Source organism: Aquabacterium sp. (genome assembly GCF_035476535.1).
Lineage (GTDB): Bacteria > Pseudomonadota > Gammaproteobacteria > Burkholderiales > Burkholderiaceae_C > Pseudaquabacterium.
Genome location: NZ_DATILJ010000084.1, coordinates 1 through 19,930 on the forward strand (window position 1 = coordinate 1; position 19,930 = coordinate 19,930).

23 protein-coding genes and 1 pseudogene are annotated in these 19,930 nt (G+C 67.5%); 7 read left to right on the forward strand and 17 right to left on the reverse strand.

What is annotated here, in order from left to right:
- The 5 genes from kdsB to VLK61_RS08095 all read right to left on the reverse strand — a co-directional run.
- On the reverse strand, nt 1–494 hold a 494-nt coding region (gene kdsB / locus VLK61_RS08075; RefSeq protein ID WP_325419978.1), incomplete at its 3' end, for a 3-deoxy-manno-octulosonate cytidylyltransferase.
- Nucleotides 495–512: 18 nt separating this feature from the next.
- On the reverse strand, nt 513–710 hold the full coding sequence (locus VLK61_RS08080) for a Trm112 family protein (RefSeq protein ID WP_325420194.1): 198 nt from the start codon (nt 708–710) through the stop codon (nt 513–515).
- 2 nt (nt 711–712) lie between these two features.
- Nucleotides 713–1,765, reverse strand: a complete 1,053-nt coding sequence (lpxK, locus tag VLK61_RS08085; RefSeq protein WP_325419980.1) for a tetraacyldisaccharide 4'-kinase — start codon at nt 1,763–1,765, stop codon at nt 713–715.
- 6 nt (nt 1,766–1,771) lie between these two features.
- Nucleotides 1,772–2,200, reverse strand: coding sequence for an ExbD/TolR family protein (locus VLK61_RS08090; RefSeq protein WP_325419982.1), 429 nt, complete (start codon nt 2,198–2,200; stop codon nt 1,772–1,774).
- Between the two features lie 17 nt (nt 2,201–2,217).
- Complete coding sequence (locus VLK61_RS08095) at nt 2,218–2,865, reverse strand: MotA/TolQ/ExbB proton channel family protein (RefSeq protein WP_325419984.1); 648 nt, start codon at nt 2,863–2,865, stop codon at nt 2,218–2,220.
- A 374-nt stretch (nt 2,866–3,239) separates the two neighbouring features.
- Here VLK61_RS08095 and xseA point away from each other — a divergent pair, with 374 nt between their 5' ends.
- From xseA to VLK61_RS08115, 4 genes are all read left to right on the forward strand, one after another.
- Nucleotides 3,240–4,553 (forward strand): exodeoxyribonuclease VII large subunit, encoded by a 1,314-nt coding sequence (gene xseA, locus VLK61_RS08100; protein WP_414636785.1) that lies wholly within the window; start codon nt 3,240–3,242, stop codon nt 4,551–4,553.
- 149 nt (nt 4,554–4,702) lie between these two features.
- The gene (locus VLK61_RS08105; protein ID WP_325419988.1) at nt 4,703–5,287 is read left to right on the forward strand and encodes a superoxide dismutase; all 585 of its coding nucleotides are present in this window, start codon (nt 4,703–4,705) and stop codon (nt 5,285–5,287) included.
- Between the two features lie 77 nt (nt 5,288–5,364).
- Entirely contained in the window at nt 5,365–6,075 is a 711-nt protein-coding gene (locus tag VLK61_RS08110) for a response regulator transcription factor (protein WP_325419989.1), read from the forward strand.
- A 3-nt stretch (nt 6,076–6,078) separates the two neighbouring features.
- A complete protein-coding gene (locus VLK61_RS08115) occupies nt 6,079–7,512 on the forward strand; it encodes a sensor histidine kinase (protein WP_325419991.1) in 1,434 nt (477 codons plus the stop codon).
- 25 nt (nt 7,513–7,537) lie between these two features.
- Here VLK61_RS08115 and VLK61_RS08120 read toward each other — a convergent pair whose 3' ends face one another.
- Entirely contained in the window at nt 7,538–7,999 is a 462-nt protein-coding gene (locus tag VLK61_RS08120) for a DUF192 domain-containing protein (protein ID WP_325419993.1), read from the reverse strand.
- Nucleotides 8,000–8,126: 127 nt separating this feature from the next.
- On the reverse strand, nt 8,127–8,312 hold the full coding sequence (locus VLK61_RS08125) for a hypothetical protein (RefSeq protein WP_325419995.1): 186 nt from the start codon (nt 8,310–8,312) through the stop codon (nt 8,127–8,129).
- A 152-nt stretch (nt 8,313–8,464) separates the two neighbouring features.
- Between VLK61_RS08125 and icd the strand changes: the two genes are divergently transcribed.
- Nucleotides 8,465–9,736, forward strand: a complete 1,272-nt coding sequence (gene icd / locus VLK61_RS08130; protein WP_325419997.1) for an NADP-dependent isocitrate dehydrogenase — start codon at nt 8,465–8,467, stop codon at nt 9,734–9,736.
- Nucleotides 9,737–9,773: 37 nt separating this feature from the next.
- Here icd and VLK61_RS08135 read toward each other — a convergent pair whose 3' ends face one another.
- The 8 genes and pseudogenes from VLK61_RS08135 to VLK61_RS08170 form a co-directional block, all read right to left on the reverse strand.
- Nucleotides 9,774–12,167: an excinuclease ABC subunit UvrA gene (locus VLK61_RS08135; RefSeq protein WP_325419999.1), complete on the reverse strand. Its 2,394-nt coding sequence runs from the start codon at nt 12,165–12,167 to the stop codon at nt 9,774–9,776.
- Nucleotides 12,168–12,179: 12 nt separating this feature from the next.
- Nucleotides 12,180–12,590, reverse strand: a complete 411-nt coding sequence (locus VLK61_RS08140) for a VOC family protein (protein WP_325420001.1) — start codon at nt 12,588–12,590, stop codon at nt 12,180–12,182.
- Between the two features lie 37 nt (nt 12,591–12,627).
- Nucleotides 12,628–13,077: a helix-turn-helix transcriptional regulator gene (locus tag VLK61_RS08145; protein WP_325420003.1), complete on the reverse strand. Its 450-nt coding sequence runs from the start codon at nt 13,075–13,077 to the stop codon at nt 12,628–12,630.
- Between the two features lie 79 nt (nt 13,078–13,156).
- Nucleotides 13,157–13,360, reverse strand: a pseudogene (locus VLK61_RS08150) (TonB family protein); the annotation flags it as partial.
- Nucleotides 13,361–13,483: 123 nt separating this feature from the next.
- Entirely contained in the window at nt 13,484–13,924 is a 441-nt protein-coding gene (locus tag VLK61_RS08155; RefSeq protein ID WP_325420005.1) for a hypothetical protein, read from the reverse strand.
- A gap of 162 nt (nt 13,925–14,086) precedes the next feature.
- A complete protein-coding gene (locus VLK61_RS08160; protein WP_325420007.1) occupies nt 14,087–14,716 on the reverse strand; it encodes a DUF3501 family protein in 630 nt (209 codons plus the stop codon).
- Entirely contained in the window at nt 14,713–15,045 is a 333-nt protein-coding gene (locus VLK61_RS08165; RefSeq protein WP_325420008.1) for a hypothetical protein, read from the reverse strand. The genes VLK61_RS08160 and VLK61_RS08165 overlap by 4 nt, the downstream gene beginning before the upstream one ends.
- 193 nt (nt 15,046–15,238) lie before the next feature.
- Nucleotides 15,239–15,463, reverse strand: coding sequence for a cold shock domain-containing protein (locus VLK61_RS08170; protein WP_325420010.1), 225 nt, complete (start codon nt 15,461–15,463; stop codon nt 15,239–15,241).
- A 250-nt stretch (nt 15,464–15,713) separates the two neighbouring features.
- Here VLK61_RS08170 and clpS point away from each other — a divergent pair, with 250 nt between their 5' ends.
- Entirely contained in the window at nt 15,714–16,070 is a 357-nt protein-coding gene (gene clpS, locus VLK61_RS08175) for an ATP-dependent Clp protease adapter ClpS (protein WP_325420012.1), read from the forward strand.
- Nucleotides 16,067–18,370: an ATP-dependent Clp protease ATP-binding subunit ClpA gene (gene clpA, locus VLK61_RS08180; protein ID WP_325420014.1), complete on the forward strand. Its 2,304-nt coding sequence runs from the start codon at nt 16,067–16,069 to the stop codon at nt 18,368–18,370. Before clpS ends, clpA begins: the two co-directional genes overlap by 4 nt.
- A gap of 14 nt (nt 18,371–18,384) precedes the next feature.
- Here the strand turns inward: clpA and VLK61_RS08185 are convergent, their stop codons facing one another.
- Complete coding sequence (locus VLK61_RS08185) at nt 18,385–19,161, reverse strand: zinc-dependent peptidase (protein WP_325420016.1); 777 nt, start codon at nt 19,159–19,161, stop codon at nt 18,385–18,387.
- The gene (locus tag VLK61_RS08190; protein WP_325420018.1) at nt 19,158–19,925 is read right to left on the reverse strand and encodes a UDP-2,3-diacylglucosamine diphosphatase; all 768 of its coding nucleotides are present in this window, start codon (nt 19,923–19,925) and stop codon (nt 19,158–19,160) included. The genes VLK61_RS08185 and VLK61_RS08190 overlap by 4 nt, the downstream gene beginning before the upstream one ends.
- Nucleotides 19,926–19,930: the final 5 nt, after the last annotated feature.

A 19,930-nucleotide genomic window follows, 5' to 3' on the forward strand; every position in this document is an offset into this window, starting at 1 on the left:
CGCCACCAGGCGATGGGTGCGCGGGAGAAGTACAGCGCGCGCGACTGCGCATCGAGCACCACCTTGACGACGTTCGGGTTGCTGAACTCGGCCACGTCGTCGATGGCATGGGCGACGGTGGACATCACGCAGTCCGGCCGATCGCGCAGCAGCTGCGCGCAGGCATCGATCATCGCGGCGCCGATCAGCGGTTCGTCGCCCTGCACATTGAGCACCAGGTCGTCGCCGTCCAGTCCCAGCTGTTCGCAGGCTTCGGCCAGGCGGTCGCTGCCGCTGGGGTGGTCGCTGCGCGTCAGCAGCGCCGCCACGCCGTGCTGCGCGCAGGCCTCGACGATGCTGGGGGCATCGGCCGCTACCACCACGCGGGTCGCGGCGCTGGCGGCGGCGGCCTGCGCCACGCGCACGATCATCGGCAGGCCGGCGATGTCGGCCAGCGGCTTGTTCGGCAGGCGCGAACTGGCCAGCCGCGCGGGAATCAGCACCGTGAAGCTCATTGCGTGGTCCTCAGGCGCTCATGGCGCCGCGGTGGCGTCGGGGTCGAAAGTCCGCGCCTCGGACTCCAGCATGATTGGGATGCCGTCGCGGATCGGGAAGGCCAGCCGGTCGGCCGGGCATTGCAGTTCGGTGCCGCGATTCTGCGCATCGCGGGCCAGCGTCAGCGGGCCCTTGCACAAGGGGCAGACGAGCAGTTCGATCAGGCGGTGGTCCAGGCTCATCGGGTGGGTGCGGCGGGCGGCAGCAGGCGCTGCAGCGCCGCCTGGAAGTCGGCGGGCAGGGCGAAGTCTAGCGTTGCCACCCAGACCTGGGTCCGGCCCACGCGGTCGGGCCGCAGCTTGACGGCATCCTTCTCGGTGACGATGACGTCCGGCGTGTCGGGCGGCCAGGGCAGGGTGGCGTAGTCGAAATGATCCGGCAAGGGCAGGCGTGTGATCTTCAGGCCCTGCGCTTCCAGCATCGTGAAGAAGGCTTCCGGCCGCGCCAGTCCGGCCGCCGCCAGCAGTGGCCGGTCGCGCAGGCGCACGACGCGGCTGGTCACCGCGTCGGTGACCCACCAGTCCTGCAGCGTGAAGATGGTGCCCAGTCGGCGCCAGCCGATGAAGCCCGGCAGCGGCGTGCTGGGCTGGCCAGCGCCGTAGATCACCAGCGTGCGCGGCGGCAGCGCGGCGGGTAGGTGCTGGCGCAGCGGCCCGGCAGGCAACAGGCGGCCGTTGCCGATGCCGCGATCGTCGAACACCAGCACGTCCAGGTCGCGGGCCAAGGCCAGGTGCTGCAGGCCGTCGTCGGCCACCAACACGGTGACCGCCGGGTGGGCCTGGCACAGCGCCTGGGCGGCCAGCACACGCTGCCGTGCCACCGCCACCGGCGCACCCGTGCGCAGGTGGATCAGCAGCGGCTCGTCGCCGACTTCGGCCGGGTCGCTGCTGTGGGTCACCAGCCGCGCGCCATCGGTATGGCGGCCGCCATGGCCGCGCGAAATCACGCCGGGTACGTGGCCCATCTGCCGCAGCAGTTGCACCAGCGCGATGACCACCGGCGTCTTGCCGGCACCGCCGGCGATCAGGTTGCCGACCACGATCACCGGCCGCGGCACTGCATGGCTGCGCAGCACACCCCAGCGGTACAGCTGCCGACGCGCGGCGGACAGCCCGGCAAACAGCCACGACAGCGGCAGCAGCACCGCCTGGGCCGGGCCCGGTTGTTGCCACTGCGCGATCCACCAGGCGGCCCGGCGGGCCCGCCCGGACCCTGCAGGGTCCGCGCTCATCGGGTGTTAGCGATTGCCGCCATTCACCTGCGTTGCGAAGGTCAGCCGCGGCAGCGCGGCGCGGCGCGCCGCATCGAGCACGTTGATCACCGACTGGTGCGCGGCCAGGGCATCGGCCGAGACGATCACCACGCTCTGCTCGCCGCTGCCGGCCGCGGCCGCCGCCTGCAGCGCGGCGGTGAGCAGTTCGACACTGCGACCCTCGATCGGCTGCCGGTTCACCAGGTAGCGGCCCTCGGCGCTGACCGACACCAGGATTTCGCCCGGGCGTTCCTTCAGCCGCTCGGCATCGGCCACCGGCAAGGTGATCTGCAGCTCGGAATACTTGCTGTAGGTCGTGGACAGCATCAGGAAGATCAGCACCACCAGCAGCACGTCGATGAACGGGATCAGGTTGATTTCCGGCTCTTCGGGCCGGCGATGGCGGAAGTTCATGATCGACCCGGTGAGGTTCAGACCGCCGGGGTCGACGGGGCGGAACGCAGCGCAAAGCGCAGCAGGTGCGGCACCATGCGCTCGGCCGCCTGCTCCAGCGCCAGCGCATATTCATCGACCCGGCCGCGGAAGTAGCGGTAGGCGATGAGTGCCGGAATGGCGATGATCAGCCCGAACGCGGTGTTGTACAGCGCCACCGAGATGCCGTGCGCCAGCAGCGCTGGGTTCGAGGCCCCGGTGGGCGCCTGGGAGCCGAAGATCTCGATCATGCCGACCACCGTGCCGAACAGCCCCAGCAAGGGCGCCGCGGCGGCAATGGTGCCCAGCGTGTTCAGGTAGCGCTCCAGCTGGTGCACGCTGACGCGGCCGGCGTTCTCGAACACCAGCCGCAGCGTGGACTCGTTGATGCGGGGATCCGCGCTCACCGCGCGCAGCCCGGTGGCCAGCACCTGCCCAAGCACCGAGTTGTCGTTCAGCTTGGCGACCACATCGGCGGCGGGCAGGCTCTGGCGGGTAACGGTGAGCACCTCGTCCAGCAGTTTCGGGGGGGCGATGCGGCGTTCGCGCAGGCTGATCAGGCGCTCGACCACCAGCGCCAGGCCGACCACGGAACACAGGATCAAGGGCCAGATCGGCCAGCCGGCCGCTTGTATGATCGACAGCAAAAGGGTCCTCTTCGGATGTCTTCGGGGGCTTGCGGAAGCCGGGCACACTGCCGGCGTGGCGGGATTATGGCGGTATGCGCCGGGCCGTCTTGGCCGGGAGGCCCGGTGGGTGCGAGGTGCATCCCTTCCGGGGCGGCTGGGCCACGAACTACCTCCCCGCCGAACTATTCACTGCTTCTGTGGATAAGTTTGTGGGCAAGCCGGTGCGCGATGGTCCCGAATGGCGCAGATTCGGCCTTTCGATTAGATTGCCTCATTTTTGCGCAGCATTTTCTGCTTTCAAATCAAGGACTTGCACCATTGCGACAGTTTCGTGACGGGTCTCCGGGCGAGCCCCCGCTTGGTGCGCTGCCTGGGGAAATCCGCAGCGCGGCATGGCCGCGGAGGGGCGCCCAGTGAGCGATGGTCCGCATGTGCACACCTGGACCGTGGCGGCCTTGCTGTTGGCCGCCAGCGACGCGCTGCAAGCTCGCCTGGGCTCGGTGACGATCCGCGGTGAGCTCTCCAGCTTCACCCGGGCCAGCAGCGGCCATTGCTACTTCACGCTGAAGGACGATGAAGGCCAGGCGGCCGTGCTGCGCTGCGCGATGTTCCGGCGTGCCGCCAGCCTGCTGGACTTCCGGCCAGCGGACGGCCAGCTGGTCGAGCTGCGCGGCCGCGTGTCGGTCTATGAAGCGCGCGGTGAGCTGCAATGTGTCGTCGAGGCGATGCAGCGCCTGGGGGCCGGCTCGCTGTACGAGTTGTTCCTGCGCCTGAAGGCCAAGCTGGAGGCCGCGGGCCTGTTCGATCCCGGCCGCAAGCGGGCCATCGACCCGTTCCCGCGCCGCATCGGCGTTGTCACCTCGCTAGGCGCGGCAGCGCTGCACGATGTGCTCACCGCCATCGGTCGTCGTGCGCCGCAGGTCGAGGTGGTGGTTTATCCGAGCGCAGTGCAGGGCAGCGAGGCACCGGCCCAGCTGGTGCGCGCGATCGAACTGGCGGGCGCGCGTGCCGAAGTGCAAACCCTGATCGTCTGCCGCGGCGGTGGCAGCCTCGACGACCTGTGGGCCTTCAATGACGAGCAGGTCGTGCGGGCGGTGGCGGCCTGCCCGATCCCGGTGGTCTGCGGCGTCGGCCACGAGACCGACCTGACGCTGGCCGAGCTGGCCGCCGACCTGCGCGCGCCCACGCCCACCGCTGCCGCCGAGCTGGCCACGCCGCGGCGCGACGAAGCGCTGGCGCGCCTGTCGCAGCTGCAATCGCAGCTGCAGCGCGCGGCCCATCGCCGCCTGGACAGCCAGGCGCAGCGCCTGGATCTGCTGGCTTTGCAGTTGGGCCGGCCGGCCCGCTTGCTGGCGCAGCAACAAGCGCGGCTGGACCAGCTGCGCACACGCGGCCGCTTGGCCGTGGCGCATGCGTCGCAGCTGCGCCGGCTGACACTGGACGACCTGGCGCACCGCCTGCGCAATGCTGTGCAGCGCCGACTGCAGGGCCAGCAGGATCGCTTGACGCAGATGCAATGGCGGCTGCAGGCAGCCGACCCGCACCATGTGCTGGCGCGCGGCTATGCCTGGCTGACCGATGCCGATGGCCATGCCATCACGTCGAGTCGCCGCCTGCAGCGCGGCCAGCGCCTCAGCGCGCAATGGGCCGATGGCCAGGCCCAGGTGGACGTGGTCGATATCCAGCCCACGCCGCCGGCGGATTGAGCCCCGCGCGGGCATGTGCCATGCCCCCGGCAAAGCCCGCGCCGGCAGCGGGATCTCGACCTTGAACGGCCGTGGCCACTGCCTACAATGCGGCCGAACCCAACCCCCGGGGCCCTCGTGGGGCGCCGCTTCTGTCAAGGACACATCGCATGTCAAGCTTCACACTGCCGCCACTGCCGTATGCCAACGACGCGCTCGCGCCGCACATCTCGAAGGAGACCTTCGAGTTCCACTACGGCAAGCACCATCAGGCCTATGTCACCAACCTGAACAACCTGGTGCCCGGCACCGAATTCGCCGGCCTGCCGCTCGAAGACGTGGTGCGCAAGTCCAGCGGCCCGATCTTCAACAACGCTGCCCAGGTCTGGAACCACACCTTCTTCTGGAACAGCATGAAGCCCGCCGGCGGCGGTGAGCCCGGCGGCGCGCTGGCCGCGGCGATCAATGCCAAGTGGGGCAGCTACGCGGCCTTCAAGGAAGCCTTCACGAAGAGCGCGGTCGGCAACTTCGGTTCCGGCTGGACCTGGCTGGTCAAGAAGACCGACGGCTCGGTGGACCTGGTCAACACCAGCAACGCCGCGACGCCGCTGACCGGCACCGACAAGCCGCTGCTGACGATCGATGTGTGGGAACACGCCTACTACATCGACTACCGCAATGCGCGGCCGAAGTTCGTCGAGACCTTCCTGAGCTCGCTCGTGAACTGGTCGTTCGCCGAAGCCAACTTCGGCTGACCGTTCGGGGTTTTCCCCAGATCGGGCCGGTCCTCGACCGGCCTTTTTCATGGAGCGCGGCCTTAGCATTCCGGCCCATGCGAATCCTGCTGGTTGAAGACGACACCGCGCTGAGCCTGGGCATCAGCCGCGCGTTCGAGCGCGAAGGCTGGCGTGTCGACGTGCTGGGCGATGGCCAGCAGGCGATGGCCGAAGGCCTGGCCGGCCAGTACGACGTGGCGGTGCTGGACCTGGGCTTGCCGCGGCGCGACGGTATGGAGGTGCTGCGCCACTGGCGCAGCCGCGGCGCGCGCCTGCCGGTGCTGCTGCTGACCGCCCGCGACGAGCTGAGCGACCGGGTGCAAGGCCTCAACGCCGGTGCCGACGACTACCTGACCAAGCCCTTCGATGTGCCTGAACTGGTGGCCCGGCTGCGGGCCCTGAAGCGCCGCTCCGATGGCCGCATCGACGAGGTTCTCACCGTGGGTGAACTGACGCTGGACCTGGCGCACCGCGAGCTGATGCACCGCGGCGAACGGGTGCGCATGAGCCCGCGCGAAATCGCCCTGACGCAGTTGCTGATGCAGCGCGCCGGCCGGGTCGTGCCCAAGGAAAGCATCATCGGCACGATGTCGAGCTGGGACGCCGACTTCAGCGAAAACTCGGTCGAGGTCTACGTGCACCGGCTGCGCAAGCGCTTCGCCGAACTGGGCGTGGTGATCAAGACCGTGCGCGGCTTCGGCTACGTCATGGAGCCCGCACCGCCGCCCGGCGAGCCGCCGCCCGCGCCGGCCCATGGCCTGGCCTGAGCCTTGAGCACCGCCCCGGGCCGGCTGCCTGCGCACGGCCCCAGCCTGCGCCGCCAGCTGCTGCAGCCGCTGTTCTGGGTCTGGGCGCTGGGCATGGCGATCGCCGTGGCCGGCGCGCTGCTGCTGGCCCGCGCCGCCGCCAATGCGGCCTTCGACCGCGGCCTGCAGGACGAGGCCAGTGCGCTGGCCAGCAAGGTGATCTGGACCGACCGCGGGCCGCTGCTGGACCTGACGCGCCAGGCCATGGAGCTGGTCACCTGGGACCGCGCCGACCGCAATGCCTTCGCGATGATCGATGTCGATGGTTATGTGCTGGCCGGCGAGGGCCGCATCCCGATACCGGTGGCCCTGCTCGGCCACAGCGTGCAGCAGCCCACGGTGTTCGACGATGTCTACGCCGGCGAGCCGGTGCGCGGCGCGGTGTTCACGGTGATGTCGCCGATGCTGGACCGGCGCGTCTCGATCATCGTGGTCGAGAGCACGCGCAAGCGCGCCGATGCGATGCGCGACATCCAGATCGGCATCGTGCTGCCCTCGGTGGCGCTGGGCGCCATCACCTTCGCGCTGCTGGCCTGGGGCATCCGCCGCGGCCTGCAGCCGCTGCGCGACGTCGCCAGCGAAGTGGCAGCCCGGGCCACGCAGGACTGGCGACCGCTGCCGCTGCAGCAGGTGCCGGCCGAAGCGGTGCCGCTGATCGAGCGCATCAACACCTTGCTGGACAACGTGCAGCGATCGATGTCGGTGCAGCGCCGCTTCATTGCCGATGCGGCCCACCAGCTGCGCACGCCGGTGGCCGGCATGCGCGTGCTGCTGCAGGACCTGCAGCAGGAGCTGGCGGCGGTGACGCCGGCCGACGCCAACCGGCCCTGGCAGCCGGTGCTGGCGCAACTGCTGAGTTCAAGCGACCGCATGGCGCGGCTGATCGGCCAGCTGCTGAGCCTGGCCCGCTCGGAGACCTCGCTGGCCGTCGACGCCGAGCACCACACTCAGGACATCGTGCCTGTATTGCGCGAAGCCACCGAGCCGCTGGTGCTGCGGGCCTTGAAGGCCGGCCGCTCGATCACGCTGGAAGCGCCTGACGCGCCGGTGGCGGCGCGCATCCACCCGCTGTGGTTCGGCGAGGTGCTGGTGAACCTGCTGGACAACGCGCTGCGCTACGGCGGCGAGCACATCAGCTTGCGCGTGCAGCCGGCCGATGCGCAGCTGCCGGCGCGCGTCGAGGTCGAGGACGACGGTCCCGGCGTCGCGCCCGAGCAGTTGGGCCGCCTGTTCGAACCGTTCTGGCGCGGCGAGCGCGCCGATGTGCGCAACGACGGCGGCACCGGCCTGGGCCTGGCGATTGCGCGCGAGATCGTCGAGCGCATGGGCGGCACGCTGGAGGCGGCAACGCGGCCGCAGGTGCCGGGCATGCGCTTCACGATCCGGCTGGCGGCCTGAGCCTGCCAGACCGCCGTGCCGCGGGCTACTTTGCGAACGGCGCGCCGCCCAGCTTCATGCCGGCTTTGATGCCGCGCTTGGCAAACCAGCCCTGGTTCATCTCCAGTGCATAACGCACCGGTTTGGCCGAGCAGTGCGAGGCCTCGTTCATCGGCTGCATATCGGCCAGGTTGACGATGCTGCCATCGTCGGCGACGAAGGCGATGCTCAGCGGCAGCAGCGTGTTCCTCATCCAGAAGCATTGCGGCTGCGGCTCCTCGAAGACGAACAGCATGCCCTCGTTGGTCGGCATTTCGCGGCGATGCATCAGGCCGATCTGGCGCTGCTCCGGCGTCAGCGCCACCTGGGCGCGGATGTTGTGCATGCCTGCGCTCAAGGTGATGGCCTGCAACTGCTGCGGCTGGCCGGCGGCCTGGCCAAGAGCCGCGGTGCCGATGAAGGCCAGCGTGAGGGCGGCCACCGAGGCGCCGAACTTGATGGGGATCATGCAGAGACTCCGGATCGGAGCCACGGATTATCGGCGGTGTGCCGCACGTCTGAATGAAAAACGCCCAGCCAAGGCTGGGCGTTTCGGTAGGCAACCACCGCAGGGCGGTTGCCGAGCCAAACCAAGATTACTTCTTGGCAGCGGAAGCGGCCGGAGCGGCTTCAGCCTTCTTGGCTTCCTTCTTCTCGGCCTTGGCGCCGGAAGCGGCGGCAGCCGGAGCGTCGGCCTTCTTTTCTTCCTTCTTGGCGTCAGCGGCGTAGGCGCCGGCGGTGGCGAAAGCGGCGGCGATCAGGGCGGCCAGGAGCTTGTTCATGTGAAAGTGCCTTTCGAAAGTTTGAATTCACCCCGCCTACATTGGGCAGGGCCTCACCGAAACGTGGCGGCCAGCGAGTCGGTTGACAGCACGTGTGACATAAAATCTTTTGGTTAACCCCAATTCGAGCGCAGCGCGCGGAGCCAAACCTCATGTATCAGCACATCAAGGTGCCCGAAGGCGGGCAGAAGATCACCGTCAACGCTGACTTCTCGCTCAACGTGCCCGACCAGCCGATCATTCCGTTCATCGAGGGTGACGGCACCGGCCTGGATATCACGCCGGTGATGATCAAGGTCGTTGATGCTGCGGTGCAAAGGGCCTATGCCGGCAAGAAGAAGATCCACTGGATGGAGATCTACGCCGGCGAAAAATCGACCAAGGTCTATGGCCCCGATGTTTGGCTGCCCGAAGAATCGCTGGCTGCCCTGCGCGAATACGTGGTTTCGATCAAGGGCCCGCTGACCACCCCGGTTGGCGGTGGCATCCGTTCGCTGAACGTCGCGCTGCGCCAGGAACTGGACCTCTATGTCTGTCTGCGTCCGATCCAGTACTTCAAGGGCGTGCCCTCACCGGTGAAGGAGCCCGAGAAGACCAACATGGTGATCTTCCGCGAGAACTCGGAAGACATCTACGCCGGCATCGAGTACGAGGCCGAGAGCGACAAGGCCAAGAAGCTGATCAAGTTCCTGATCGACGAAATGGGCGTCAAGAAGATCCGCTTCCCGAACACCTCGGGCATCGGCATCAAGCCGGTCTCGCGCGAAGGCACCGAGCGTCTGGTGCGCAAGGCCATCCAGTACGCCATCGACAACGACAAGCCCAGCGTCACCATCGTGCACAAGGGCAACATCATGAAGTTCACCGAGGGTGGCTTCCGTGATTGGGCCTATGGCCTGGCACAGAAGGAATTCGGCGCCGAACCGATCGACGGCGGCCCGTGGTGCAAGTTCAAGAACCCGAAATCCGGCAAGGACATCGTGATCAAGGATTCGATTGCCGACGCGTTCCTGCAGCAGATCCTGCTGCGCCCGGCCGAGTATTCGGTGATTGCGACGCTGAACCTGAATGGCGACTACATCTCCGACGCGCTGGCGGCGCAAGTCGGCGGCATCGGCATTGCGCCGGGCGCGAACATGTCCGATTCGGTGGCCTGCTTCGAAGCCACGCACGGCACGGCGCCCAAGTACGCCGGCAAGGACTACGTGAACCCGGGTTCGGAAATCCTCTCGGCCGAGATGATGCTGCGCCACATGGGCTGGAAGGAAGCCGCCGACCTGATCATCTCGTCGATGGAGCAGTCCATCCTCAGCAAGAAGGTCACCTATGACTTCGCGCGCCTGATGGACGGTGCGACGCAGGTTTCGTGCTCGGGCTTCGGACAGGTGATGATCGACGCCATGGGTCCCGCGGCGCCTCAGTAAGGCTCGCTGCATCTGACGCAACGCGTCGGCAGCGCGATCAGCTGCCGACGTAGGCCGCGAGGTGCTTGCCGGTGAGGGTGGAGCGCGCGGCGACGAGCTTGGCGGGTGGGCCCTCGAAGACGATGCGGCCGCCGTCGTGGCCGGCGCCAGGGCCGAGGTCGATGATCCAGTCGGCGTGCGCCATGACCGCCTGGTGGTGCTCGATGACGATGACCGACTTGCCGGCGTCGACGAGCCGGTCGAGCAGGCCGAGCAGTTGCTCAACATCGGCCAGGTGGAGGCCGCTGGTCGGCTCGTCGAGCACGTAGATGCCGCCCTTCTCGGCCATGTGGGTGGCCAGCTTGAGCCGCTGCCGCTCGCCACCGGACAGCGAAGGGAGCGGCTGTCCCAGGCTGAGGTAGCTCAGCCCCACGTCGGCCAGCCGCTCGAGGATCGCGTGCGCGGCCGGCGTGTGTGCCTTGCCGCTGCCGAAGAACGCCTGGGCCTCGCTCACCGACATCGCCAGCACCTCGCTGATGTCGCGGCCGCCGAGGTGGTAGTCCAGCACAGAGGCCTGGAAGCGCTTGCCCTCGCACTCCTCGCAGGGGATGGCGACGCCGGCCATCACGCCCAAGTCGGTGTAGATCACGCCGGCGCCGTTGCAGCCGGGGCAGGCGCCCTCGGAGTTGGCGCTGAACAGCGCCGGCTTCACGCCGTTGGCCTTCGCGTAGGCATTGCGGATCGGGTCCAGCAGTCCGCTGTAGGTCGCCGGGTTGCTGCGTCGCGAGCCGCGGATCGCGCCCTGGTCCACCGTGACCACGCCGGTGCCGGCGGGGATCGACCCGTGCACGAGCGAACTCTTGCCCGACCCGGCGACGCCGGTGATCACGCAGAGCACGCCGAGCGGGATGTCGACGTCGACCTGCTGCAGGTTGTGGGTGCTGGCGCCGCGGATCGAAAGCCTGCCGGTGGCGGTGCGCAGCGTCTGCTTGAGCGTGGCCCGGTCGTCGAGGTGGCGGCCCGTGAGGGTGCCGCTGGCCCGCAGGCCTTCCAGGCTGCCCTCGTAGCAGACGGTGCCGCCCGCCGTGCCGGCGCCGGGGCCGAGGTCGACGACGTGGTCGGCGATCGCAATCGCCTCCGGCTTGTGCTCGACGACGAGCACCGTGTTGCCCTTGTCGCGCAGCCGCAGCAGCAGCTCGTTCATGCGTTGGATGTCGTGGGGATGCAGGCCGATGGTGGGCTCGTCGAAGACGTAGGTGACGTCCGTGAGCGAGGAGCCGAGGTGGCGGATCATCTTGACGCGCTGCGCCTCGCCGCCCGACAGCGTGCCGGAGGGCCGGTCCAGCGAGAGGTAGCCGAGGCCGATCTCCACGAACGAGTCAAGCGTCTGCCGCAGCGTTGCGAGCAGCGGCGCGACCGAGGGCTCGGCCAGGCCCCGGACCCACTCGGCGAGGTCGCTGATCTGCATCGCGCAGGCGTCGGCGATGTTGAGCTTCTTGATCCTGGAGGACAGTGCGGTCTCGCTGAGCCGCGTGCCGCCGCACTCGGGGCAGGTGCTGAACGTCACCACCCGCTCCACGAACGCGCGGATGTGCGGCTGCAGCGCGTCGACGTCCTTGGACAGGAAGGACTTCTGGATCTGCGGGATCAGCCCGGTGTACGTCAGGTTGATGCCGTCGACCTTGATCTTGGTCGGCTCCTTGTAGAGCAGGTCGTTCAGCTCTTTCTTGGTGAACTTGCGGATCGGCTTGTCCGCGTCGAAGAAGCCGCAGCCGCGGAAGATGCGGCCGTACCAGCCGTCCATGCTGTAGCCGGGGATCGCGAGCGCGCCCTCGTTGAGTGACTTGCTGTCGTCGTACAGCGCGGCCAGGTCAAAGTCGGTGACCGAGCCCATGCCCTCGCAGCGTGCACACATGCCGCCGAGGCGGTTGAAGGTCTGCTTCACGGTCTTGGTCTTGCCTTCACCGCGTTCGACGGTGATCGCACCGACGGCCCGGACCGAGGGCACGTTGAAGGCGAACGCGCTGGGCGAGCCGATGTGCGGTTGCCCCAGCCGGCTGAAGAGGATGCGCAGCATCGCGTTGGCGTCGGTCGCGGTGCCGACCGTGGAACGGGCGTCGGCGCCCATGCGCTGCTGGTCGACGATGATCGCGGTCGTCAGCCCTTCCAGCACGTCGACCTCGGGCCGCGCCAGCGTCGGCATGAAGCCCTGCACGAAGGTGCTGTAGGTCTCGTTGATCAAGCGCTGCGACTCGGCGGCGATGGTGCCGAACACCAGCGAACTCTTGCCCGAGCCGGAGACGCCGGTGAACACCGTCAGCCGGCGCTTCGGCAGCTCGACGCTGATGTCCTTGAGGTTGTTCACGCGCGCGCCTTGCACGCGGATCCGATCGTGGCGGTCGGCGCCGCGCTGCGCAGGCGCCTGCGGGTCCTTGCTCTTCACCTTGTTCATCGTGTCCTTGCTTCAGCGCAGCTGGTTGATGCGGATGTGGTTGCCAGCGGGATCGCGAAAGGCACAGTCGCGCACGCCGTAGGGCTGATCGATGGGCTCCTGGATGACCTCGGCGCCGCTGGCCTGCAAACGCTCGAAGGTGCCGTCGAGGTCGGCCGTGGCCAGGATGAGGCGGGCATAGGTGCCCTTGGCCATCATTTCGGCGATGGTGCGGCGCTCGTCGTCGGTGAGGCCGGGGTCGGCGGCCGGCGGCTCCAGGACGATGGACGTGTCGGGCTGCCCGGTGGGGCCGACCGTGATCCAGCGCCTGCCGCCATAGGCGACGTCCTTGCGGACCTCGAAGCCGAGGGTGTCGCGATAGAAAGCCAGAGAGGCGTCCGGGTCGGTGTGCGGCAGAAAGCTGGTGTGGATGGTGATGGCCATGGTGCTCAGTCTCCGAAAGGGGTGAAGTCCATGGCGGTCAGTCTAGTGGCGGGTCGGTGACCGGCGCTTCTCGATTCCTGATCGGTCGAGTGACCTGTTTCGATACGCAGGACGGGATCCCCGCGGTCTCGGGCGCCCCTTGGCGCCGATAGGCACTGGGCGACAAACCAACCAGTTCGGTGAAACGGGTGCTGAAGGTGCCCAGCGACGCACAGCCGACCTCGAAACAGATCTCGGTGACGCTCAAATCGCCACGACGCAGCAGCGCCATCGCGCGCTCGATGCGGCGCGTCATCAGATAGGCGTAGACGGACTCGCCGTAGGCCAGCCGGAACTGGCGGCTGAGGTGCCCGGCCGACATGTGCACGCCGCGGGCGAGCGCTTCGACGTCCAGCGGCTGCGCGTATTCCCGGTCGATGCGGTCGCGAACGCGGCGCAGCCGTGCAAGGTCGCGCAGGTGCTGAGCTGCGGTGGGTCTGCTGGTCACCGGCATGATCCTGCCACGCTGCACCGGCGTGCTCAAGCCCGGCAGCGGGCCATGCGCAGCGACGTGGCTTCGTCGAGCGTCAGCTGTCCAGTTCGAAGACGATGGGCACCGTGGTCCACACGACCAGCGGCTCGCCGTTTTCGGTGTAGGGCTTGAAGCGCGCGGCGCGCACGGCGGCCAGGACCGCTTCGCCCAGCCGATTGGCGCCGGACGATTGCGTCAGTAGCACCTGGCGTGCGCGGCCATGGGTGTCGATCTCCACACGCACGACCAGCCGGCCAGCCCATGGATGCCGATCACGCCTGCCACCAGCGCTCGGCGCGCCAAGGGCGAAGCCTGCTCATGGTCGGGCGACAGCAGCCGCTGCGACAAGGGCGGACGACTTGCACTCACGACGGGCGAGCTCTCAACGCCGGCCTGGTCGTGCGTGTGCCGCGGCCAGCACGTCGTGCGTACTCTGCACGGCGCAGTCCAGCGCGTGGCAGGCCATCGGGTCGTGATGCTTCATCAGCGCATGCAGCCGGGCCAGCGGCAGCGTGGTGTACTCCAGGCACACGCTGCGCCAGTACCAGGGCAGCGCTTCGTCGTGCGCGGTTTGCAGCAGCACGGTCAGCATGCGGCGGTGCACCAGCAACTCGGACAGCACGCCGCAGGAAACCACCCGCCGACCGGCATCCAGATAGTGCCGCAAGGCAGAGGGCCCCATCGGGTTGTAGGCGCAGCGCACGCCAATGCCGATGCGGTCCCAGCGCCGTAGCAGCGCGGCGTCGCGCACGCCGAACGCGTGGGCTAGCGTGCGGCGGGTTACGGGACGGCTTCGTTCGCCAGCGGGGTCGGACTTGCACATGGTGATGCCTCGCGTTCAATGCACCGGCGGCGCGTCGAGGGTCGAAGGGGCTTGCAGTGCCGGCAGCGCGGGGTCGCCGGTCAGGCAGGGGCCGTGTTCGTCGGTGTCGAGTTGATGCATGACAGGCGTCTGGGTGAATTGATTGAGGCGAGCAAGCCTGCGTCAGCGATCGAGCAGGGCTGAGGAAACCACGCCGTCCAGCTTGTGCGTCCCGACCATCAGGTCGCGGCGCAGTCGCTCGATCGTCGCGGTCGGAATGACGCGACGGAATTCGTACTGGCAGTGCGCGCAACCCAGCGTGGCAGGGGCACCGCCCAGCAGCGCGGCGCGCAGCGACTCTGGCAGCTGAAAGCGCAGGAAGTGCACCGCCGATGGCCGCGTCAGGTGGCGGTCGGGCTGGTCTTCGTTGGCCTGTGCGACGACACGGGCGTGGCGCGGCACGTCCACATAAACGGCGTGCGCGGCTTCGTTGAGCAGCGGCAGTTCGCGGCGGCGTTCGCCGGCGTCCGGCAGCTCGATCATCAGCGTTGCCGTCCAGTTGCTGCCGTCGGGCACCAAGTGGGCGTAGGTGTCGATTTCGTGCTGCACGGCGTCCGGATGAGCGAGGCGCTCGACGTGCAGCACTTCCTGGATCTGATAACGGATGATCTGCTCGTCCTCGAACTGCAGGCGCATGCAGGGCCCGAGCGCCACGCTGCGCTCGCGCCGGTGGCGAATGAGCTGCTGCTTCCGGGCGCGCCGGCCGAGGCTGTAGGACTGCAGGCTCATCAGGGTTCCGACCGTGATGTTCATGGTGTCAGTTGGGGGGCGCCTTCGTTGCCCGCCCGTGCCGTGCCGCCGGACGAACTGAAGCGTGTGGGCTGAGCGCGCACGGTGATGTCCAACTCGTCGCGGAACACGTCCTTGATGTCCCGTGCGCCAGCCTTTTCTATGGCCGAGGCGGGCGTCACCGTCACGGTGTTGGGCACCTCGTCCACGTGCCGTTCCGTGCGTGTTGCGGTGACGGTGATCGCAGGCGGGCTCGAGGCGTCAGGGACAGCAGCCTGGGCCAGGGCGGCATGAGGAGCAGCGGTCGCGAGTGCAGCCAGTGCGAGCGCGACGGGTGTCTCATTCAGGTTCATCGTTCAGTCGTGTTCTGAAGGAAGCACGGCTTGCGACGGAGCTGGCGTGTGCGGGCCGACGGCGGTGATGTTCAGTGAACGAATACTAATGCGAATCGTTCCTGTTTGCAATCATGGATTGGCTGTCGCGGCGCAGCAGAAAAAAAAGGCCCGCGAATGCGGGCCTTTTTGCCACGGGGCAGTCGTTGGACGATCAGCCCGATGACATGGACGATGACAGCGGCTTGATGCTTTGTGCCAGGTTGCCTTTCGGTCCCTGGACCAAGTCGTAGATGACCTTTCCGCCCTGTTTAAGGGTGCGGTAGCCATCCATTTCGATCGCTGAGAAATGTGCGAAGACGTCCGGCCCGCCGGCCTCGGGTTCGATGAAGCCGAAGCCTTTGGCGTCGTTGAACCATTTCACGGTGCCTGTTTGCATGTTTATTGCTCCCTGAGATATCTCTACAACCCGGGAAAATTCTGGTCGGTGTCAAAGCAAGGCGTCAAGGCGGTAACCTGGACCGAACGATGTCCAGAATCCCCTACAGTTCCGGCGACCATGTGCTGTGGCGTGGCCGTGCGGTGCAACTGCGGCGTTCACGCGCCGCTTTTCACGGCTTGCGTTCAACCAGGATGGCGCAATATGGCGAGCATCCGACCCGCTCGTACCCAAGTCGATAGAATGAGCCATGCCCGAGGCCGACCCTCCTTCGCCGCCTGCGCCGCCGCCCGTAGCCCCTCGCCGGGACGACGCCGGTGCCGTCGTGGCGGAGCGCAAGACTGCTCGCACCAAACCACCCCAGATGTACCAGGTGGTCCTGCTCAACGACGACTACACCCCGATGGAGTTCGTGGTCATGGTTTTGCAGCAATACTTCAAGCGTGATCTTGAGACGGCCACACAGATCATGCTGAAGATCCATCACGAAGGGCGCGGCGTCTGCGGGGTCTACACCAAGGACGTCGCCGCTACCAAGGTCGAACTCGTACTAGCCGCGGCGCGTCGCGCCGGGCATCCGCTGCAGTGCATTATGGAGGCCGCATGATTGCGCAAGAACTGGAAGTCAGCCTGCACATGGCGTTCGTGGAAGCACGCCAGCAGCGCCACGAGTTCATCACCGTCGAGCACCTGTTGCTCGCGCTGTTGGACAACCCCTCGGCTGCTGAAGTGCTGAAGGCCTGCGCGGCCAATATTGATGATCTGCGCAAGAGCCTGACCACCTTCATCAAGGAAAACACGCCGACCGTCGGCGGCACCGAAGAGGTCGACACGCAACCGACGCTGGGCTTCCAGCGGGTGATCCAGCGCGCGATCATGCATGTGCAATCCACCGGCTCGGGCAAGAAGGAAGTCACCGGCGCCAACGTGCTGGTGGCCATCTTCGGCGAGAAGGATTCGCATGCGGTGTACTACCTGCACCAGCAGGGCGTGACACGGCTGGACGTCGTCAACTACATCGCCCACGGCATCAAGAAGTCCGAGCCGCCGGAGCCCACCAAGCCCAACGAGGGCAGCAACGAGGGCGAGAAGGAAGAGGCCGGTGGCGACGCCAAGGGTTCGCCGCTGGACCAGTTCACATCGAATCTCAACCAGCAGGCCCGCGAAGGCAAGATCGATCCGCTGATCGGCCGCGAATCCGAGGTCGAGCGGGTGATCCAGGTGCTGTGCCGCCGGCGCAAGAACAACCCGCTGCTGGTCGGTGAGGCCGGTGTCGGCAAGACCGCCATCGCCGAGGGCCTGGCGTGGCGCATCACGCAGAACGACGTGCCCGAAGTGCTGGCCGAATCCACCGTCTATGCGCTGGACATGGGCGCGCTGCTGGCCGGCACCAAGTACCGCGGCGATTTCGAGCAGCGGCTGAAGGGTGTGCTCAAGCAGCTGAAGGACCAGCCGAACGCGATTTTGTTCGTCGACGAGATCCACACCTTGATCGGTGCCGGCGCAGCGTCGGGCGGTACGCTGGACGCCAGCAACTTGCTCAAACCCGCGCTGTCCAACGGCGCGATGAAGTGCATCGGCGCCACCACCTTCACCGAGTACCGTGGCATCTTCGAGAAGGACGCCGCGCTGTCGCGGCGCTTCCAGAAGATCGACGTGGTCGAGCCGACGGTCGAGCAGACGATCGAGATCCTGAAGGGCCTGAAGTCGCGCTTCGAGGATCACCACAACGTCAAGTACGCGCTCGGCGCGCTGCAGGCGGCTGCGGAGTTGTCGGCCAAGTTCATCAACGACCGTCATCTGCCGGACAAGGCCATCGACGTGATTGACGAGGCCGGTGCCGCGCAACGCATCCTGCCCAAGAGCAAGCAGAAGAAGACCATCACCCGCAACGAGGTCGAAGAGATCGTCGCCAAGATCGCGCGCATTCCGCCAGCCTCGGTGTCCAGCGACGACCGCAGCAAGCTGAAGAGCCTGGACCGCGACCTCAAAAGCGTGGTGTTCGGCCAGGACCAGGCGGTGGATTCACTGGCCGCCGCGATCAAGATGGCGCGCTCGGGCCTGGGCAAGCCGGACAAGCCGATCGGCTCCTTCCTGTTCTCCGGTCCCACCGGCGTCGGAAAGACCGAGGTCGCCAAGCAATTGGCCTACATCCTGGGCATCGACCTGATCCGCTTCGACATGTCGGAGTACATGGAGCGCCACGCGGTCAGTCGCCTGATCGGCGCGCCCCCGGGCTACGTCGGTTTCGACCAGGGCGGCCTGCTGACCGAAGCGGTGACCAAGAAGCCGCATTGCGTGTTGCTGCTCGACGAGATCGAGAAGGCCCATCCGGACGTCTACAACGTACTGTTGCAGGTGATGGACCATGGCTCGCTCACCGACAACAACGGGCGCAAGGCCGATTTCCGCAACGTCATCATCATCATGACGACGAATGCCGGCGCCGAGACGATGAACAAGGCCACCATTGGCTTCACGACGACGCGCGAGCGCGGCGACGAGATGGCCGACATCAAGCGCCTGTTCACGCCGGAGTTCCGTAACCGCCTGGATGCGACGGTGAGCTTCCGCGCGCTGGATGAAGACATCATCATGCGCGTGGTCGACAAGTTCCTGCTGCAGTTGGAAAGCCAACTGGCGGAGAAGAAGGTGGAAGTGACCTTCACCGACACCTTGCGCAAGCACCTGGCGAAGAAGGGCTTCGATCCGCTGATGGGCGCGCGGCCGATGCAGCGCCTGATCCAGGACACGATCCGCCGTGCACTGGCCGACGAACTGCTGTTCGGCCGCCTCGTCGACGGCGGCCGCCTGACAGTGGACGTGGACGACGCCGGCGAAGTGCAGTTGGACATCCAGCCGCCGCGGCGCAGCGACAAGCCGAAGACCGAACCGACCCCGGCCTGAACGTCCGGGCGGCGTCAGTACGTCGCGGGATCCTGCTGGAAGTAGCGCGCCAGCATCTCGTACAACACGGGATGCTCGGCGCGCATCTCTTTGGGCGTGACGAAGAACGATTCGGCCGCCACCGCGAAGAACTCGTCCACGCTGGTCGCGCCATACGGGTCCAACACGGTCTCGGCATCGTTGTCGACGGTTTCGCAGAAGCGCTCGTACTCGGCATCGATCACCGCGATCCAGTCGTCGCGGGCCCGGGCCGAGGGCAGGGGCGGCACACCATCGGAGTCGCCGTCGCCCATGTCGAGCACATGCGCGAACTCGTGGATCACGACGTTGTAAGCCTGCTCGGCCGTGGCCGCGCCTTCGGTGAGGTCGTGCCACGACAGCATCATCGGGCCGCCGGCCACGGCTTCGCCGCTGATCACGTCGTCATAGACATGGACGACACCGTCGTCATCGACCACTTCACGCTGCACTTGCACTTCGTCCGGATGCACGACGATGCCGACGAAGCTGCGGTACGGTTCGAGGCCGATGTGCAGCACCGGCAAGCAGGCCTGGGCGGCAATGTACACGGCCATGCTGTCGTCGACGACCAGGCCGCCGGCGCCGGTGAATTCCTTCTCGTCAAGGAACAGGCTCGCCAGCTTGCGCAAACGTGCAAGGTCCTCGTCGGCACGTCGCGCCAGAAACGGCAGCCGGGCCAGCGTCAGCGCCCACAGGTCGTCCGGGATGGCGCGGCGTTCGAGCACCCGCGCTTCGCGGTGCGCTCGCCAGCGATCGAGCAGCCGTTTCATCGCGCGGCGAGATCGAGCACTGCCAGGCCTTGTGCCGTCAGGCGCAGTGCCCGTGCGCGTGGCGCCGCTGCATCAAGATCCCAGTCGCCCAGCACATGGCGTGGCTTGCCGCTGGGCAAGGTGTGCACGGCGGGACGGTGCGTGTGGCCGTGCACCATCATGTCGGCGTCCGCTGCAGCGAGCCACGCGTCCGCAGCCGCGCCGTCGACATCGAACCATTGGCCAGGCACCATGGCCGCCTGGTGGGCGGCGCTGGCATCGCGCATCGCACGTGCCTGGCGCTGGCGCTCGGCCAGCGGCTGTGCCAGGAAGCGCTGCTGCCAATCGGCGCCGCGCACTTCCTGCCGGAAGCGCTGGTAATCGACATCGGCCAGGCACAGCGCATCGCCATGCGTCAGCAGCAGGCGATGCTGCCAGGCTCGCAGCAGCGTCGGGTCGGCCAGGCGCTGCACGCCGCAAGCCTGCAGCATCACATCACCGACCAGGAAATCGCGGTTGCCGGGCAGGAAGGCCACGCTGCGCCGTGCGGTGGCCTGGCGCAGCACCTCGCAGCACTGCTGCTCGAACGCATCCAAGCGGGCATCGTCGCCGACCCAGACCTCGAACACGTCGCCCAGCATCAGCACCGCATCGGCCGGCGTGTCCAGCAAATGCTGCCGCCAAACGTCGAAAGTACGCGGCATGTCGGCGTGCAGGTGCACGTCCGACAGCAGGTCGATCGCCGACCAGCGCGGGTCGGCCCGCCATTCGGCGATCGGCGTCACGGCGG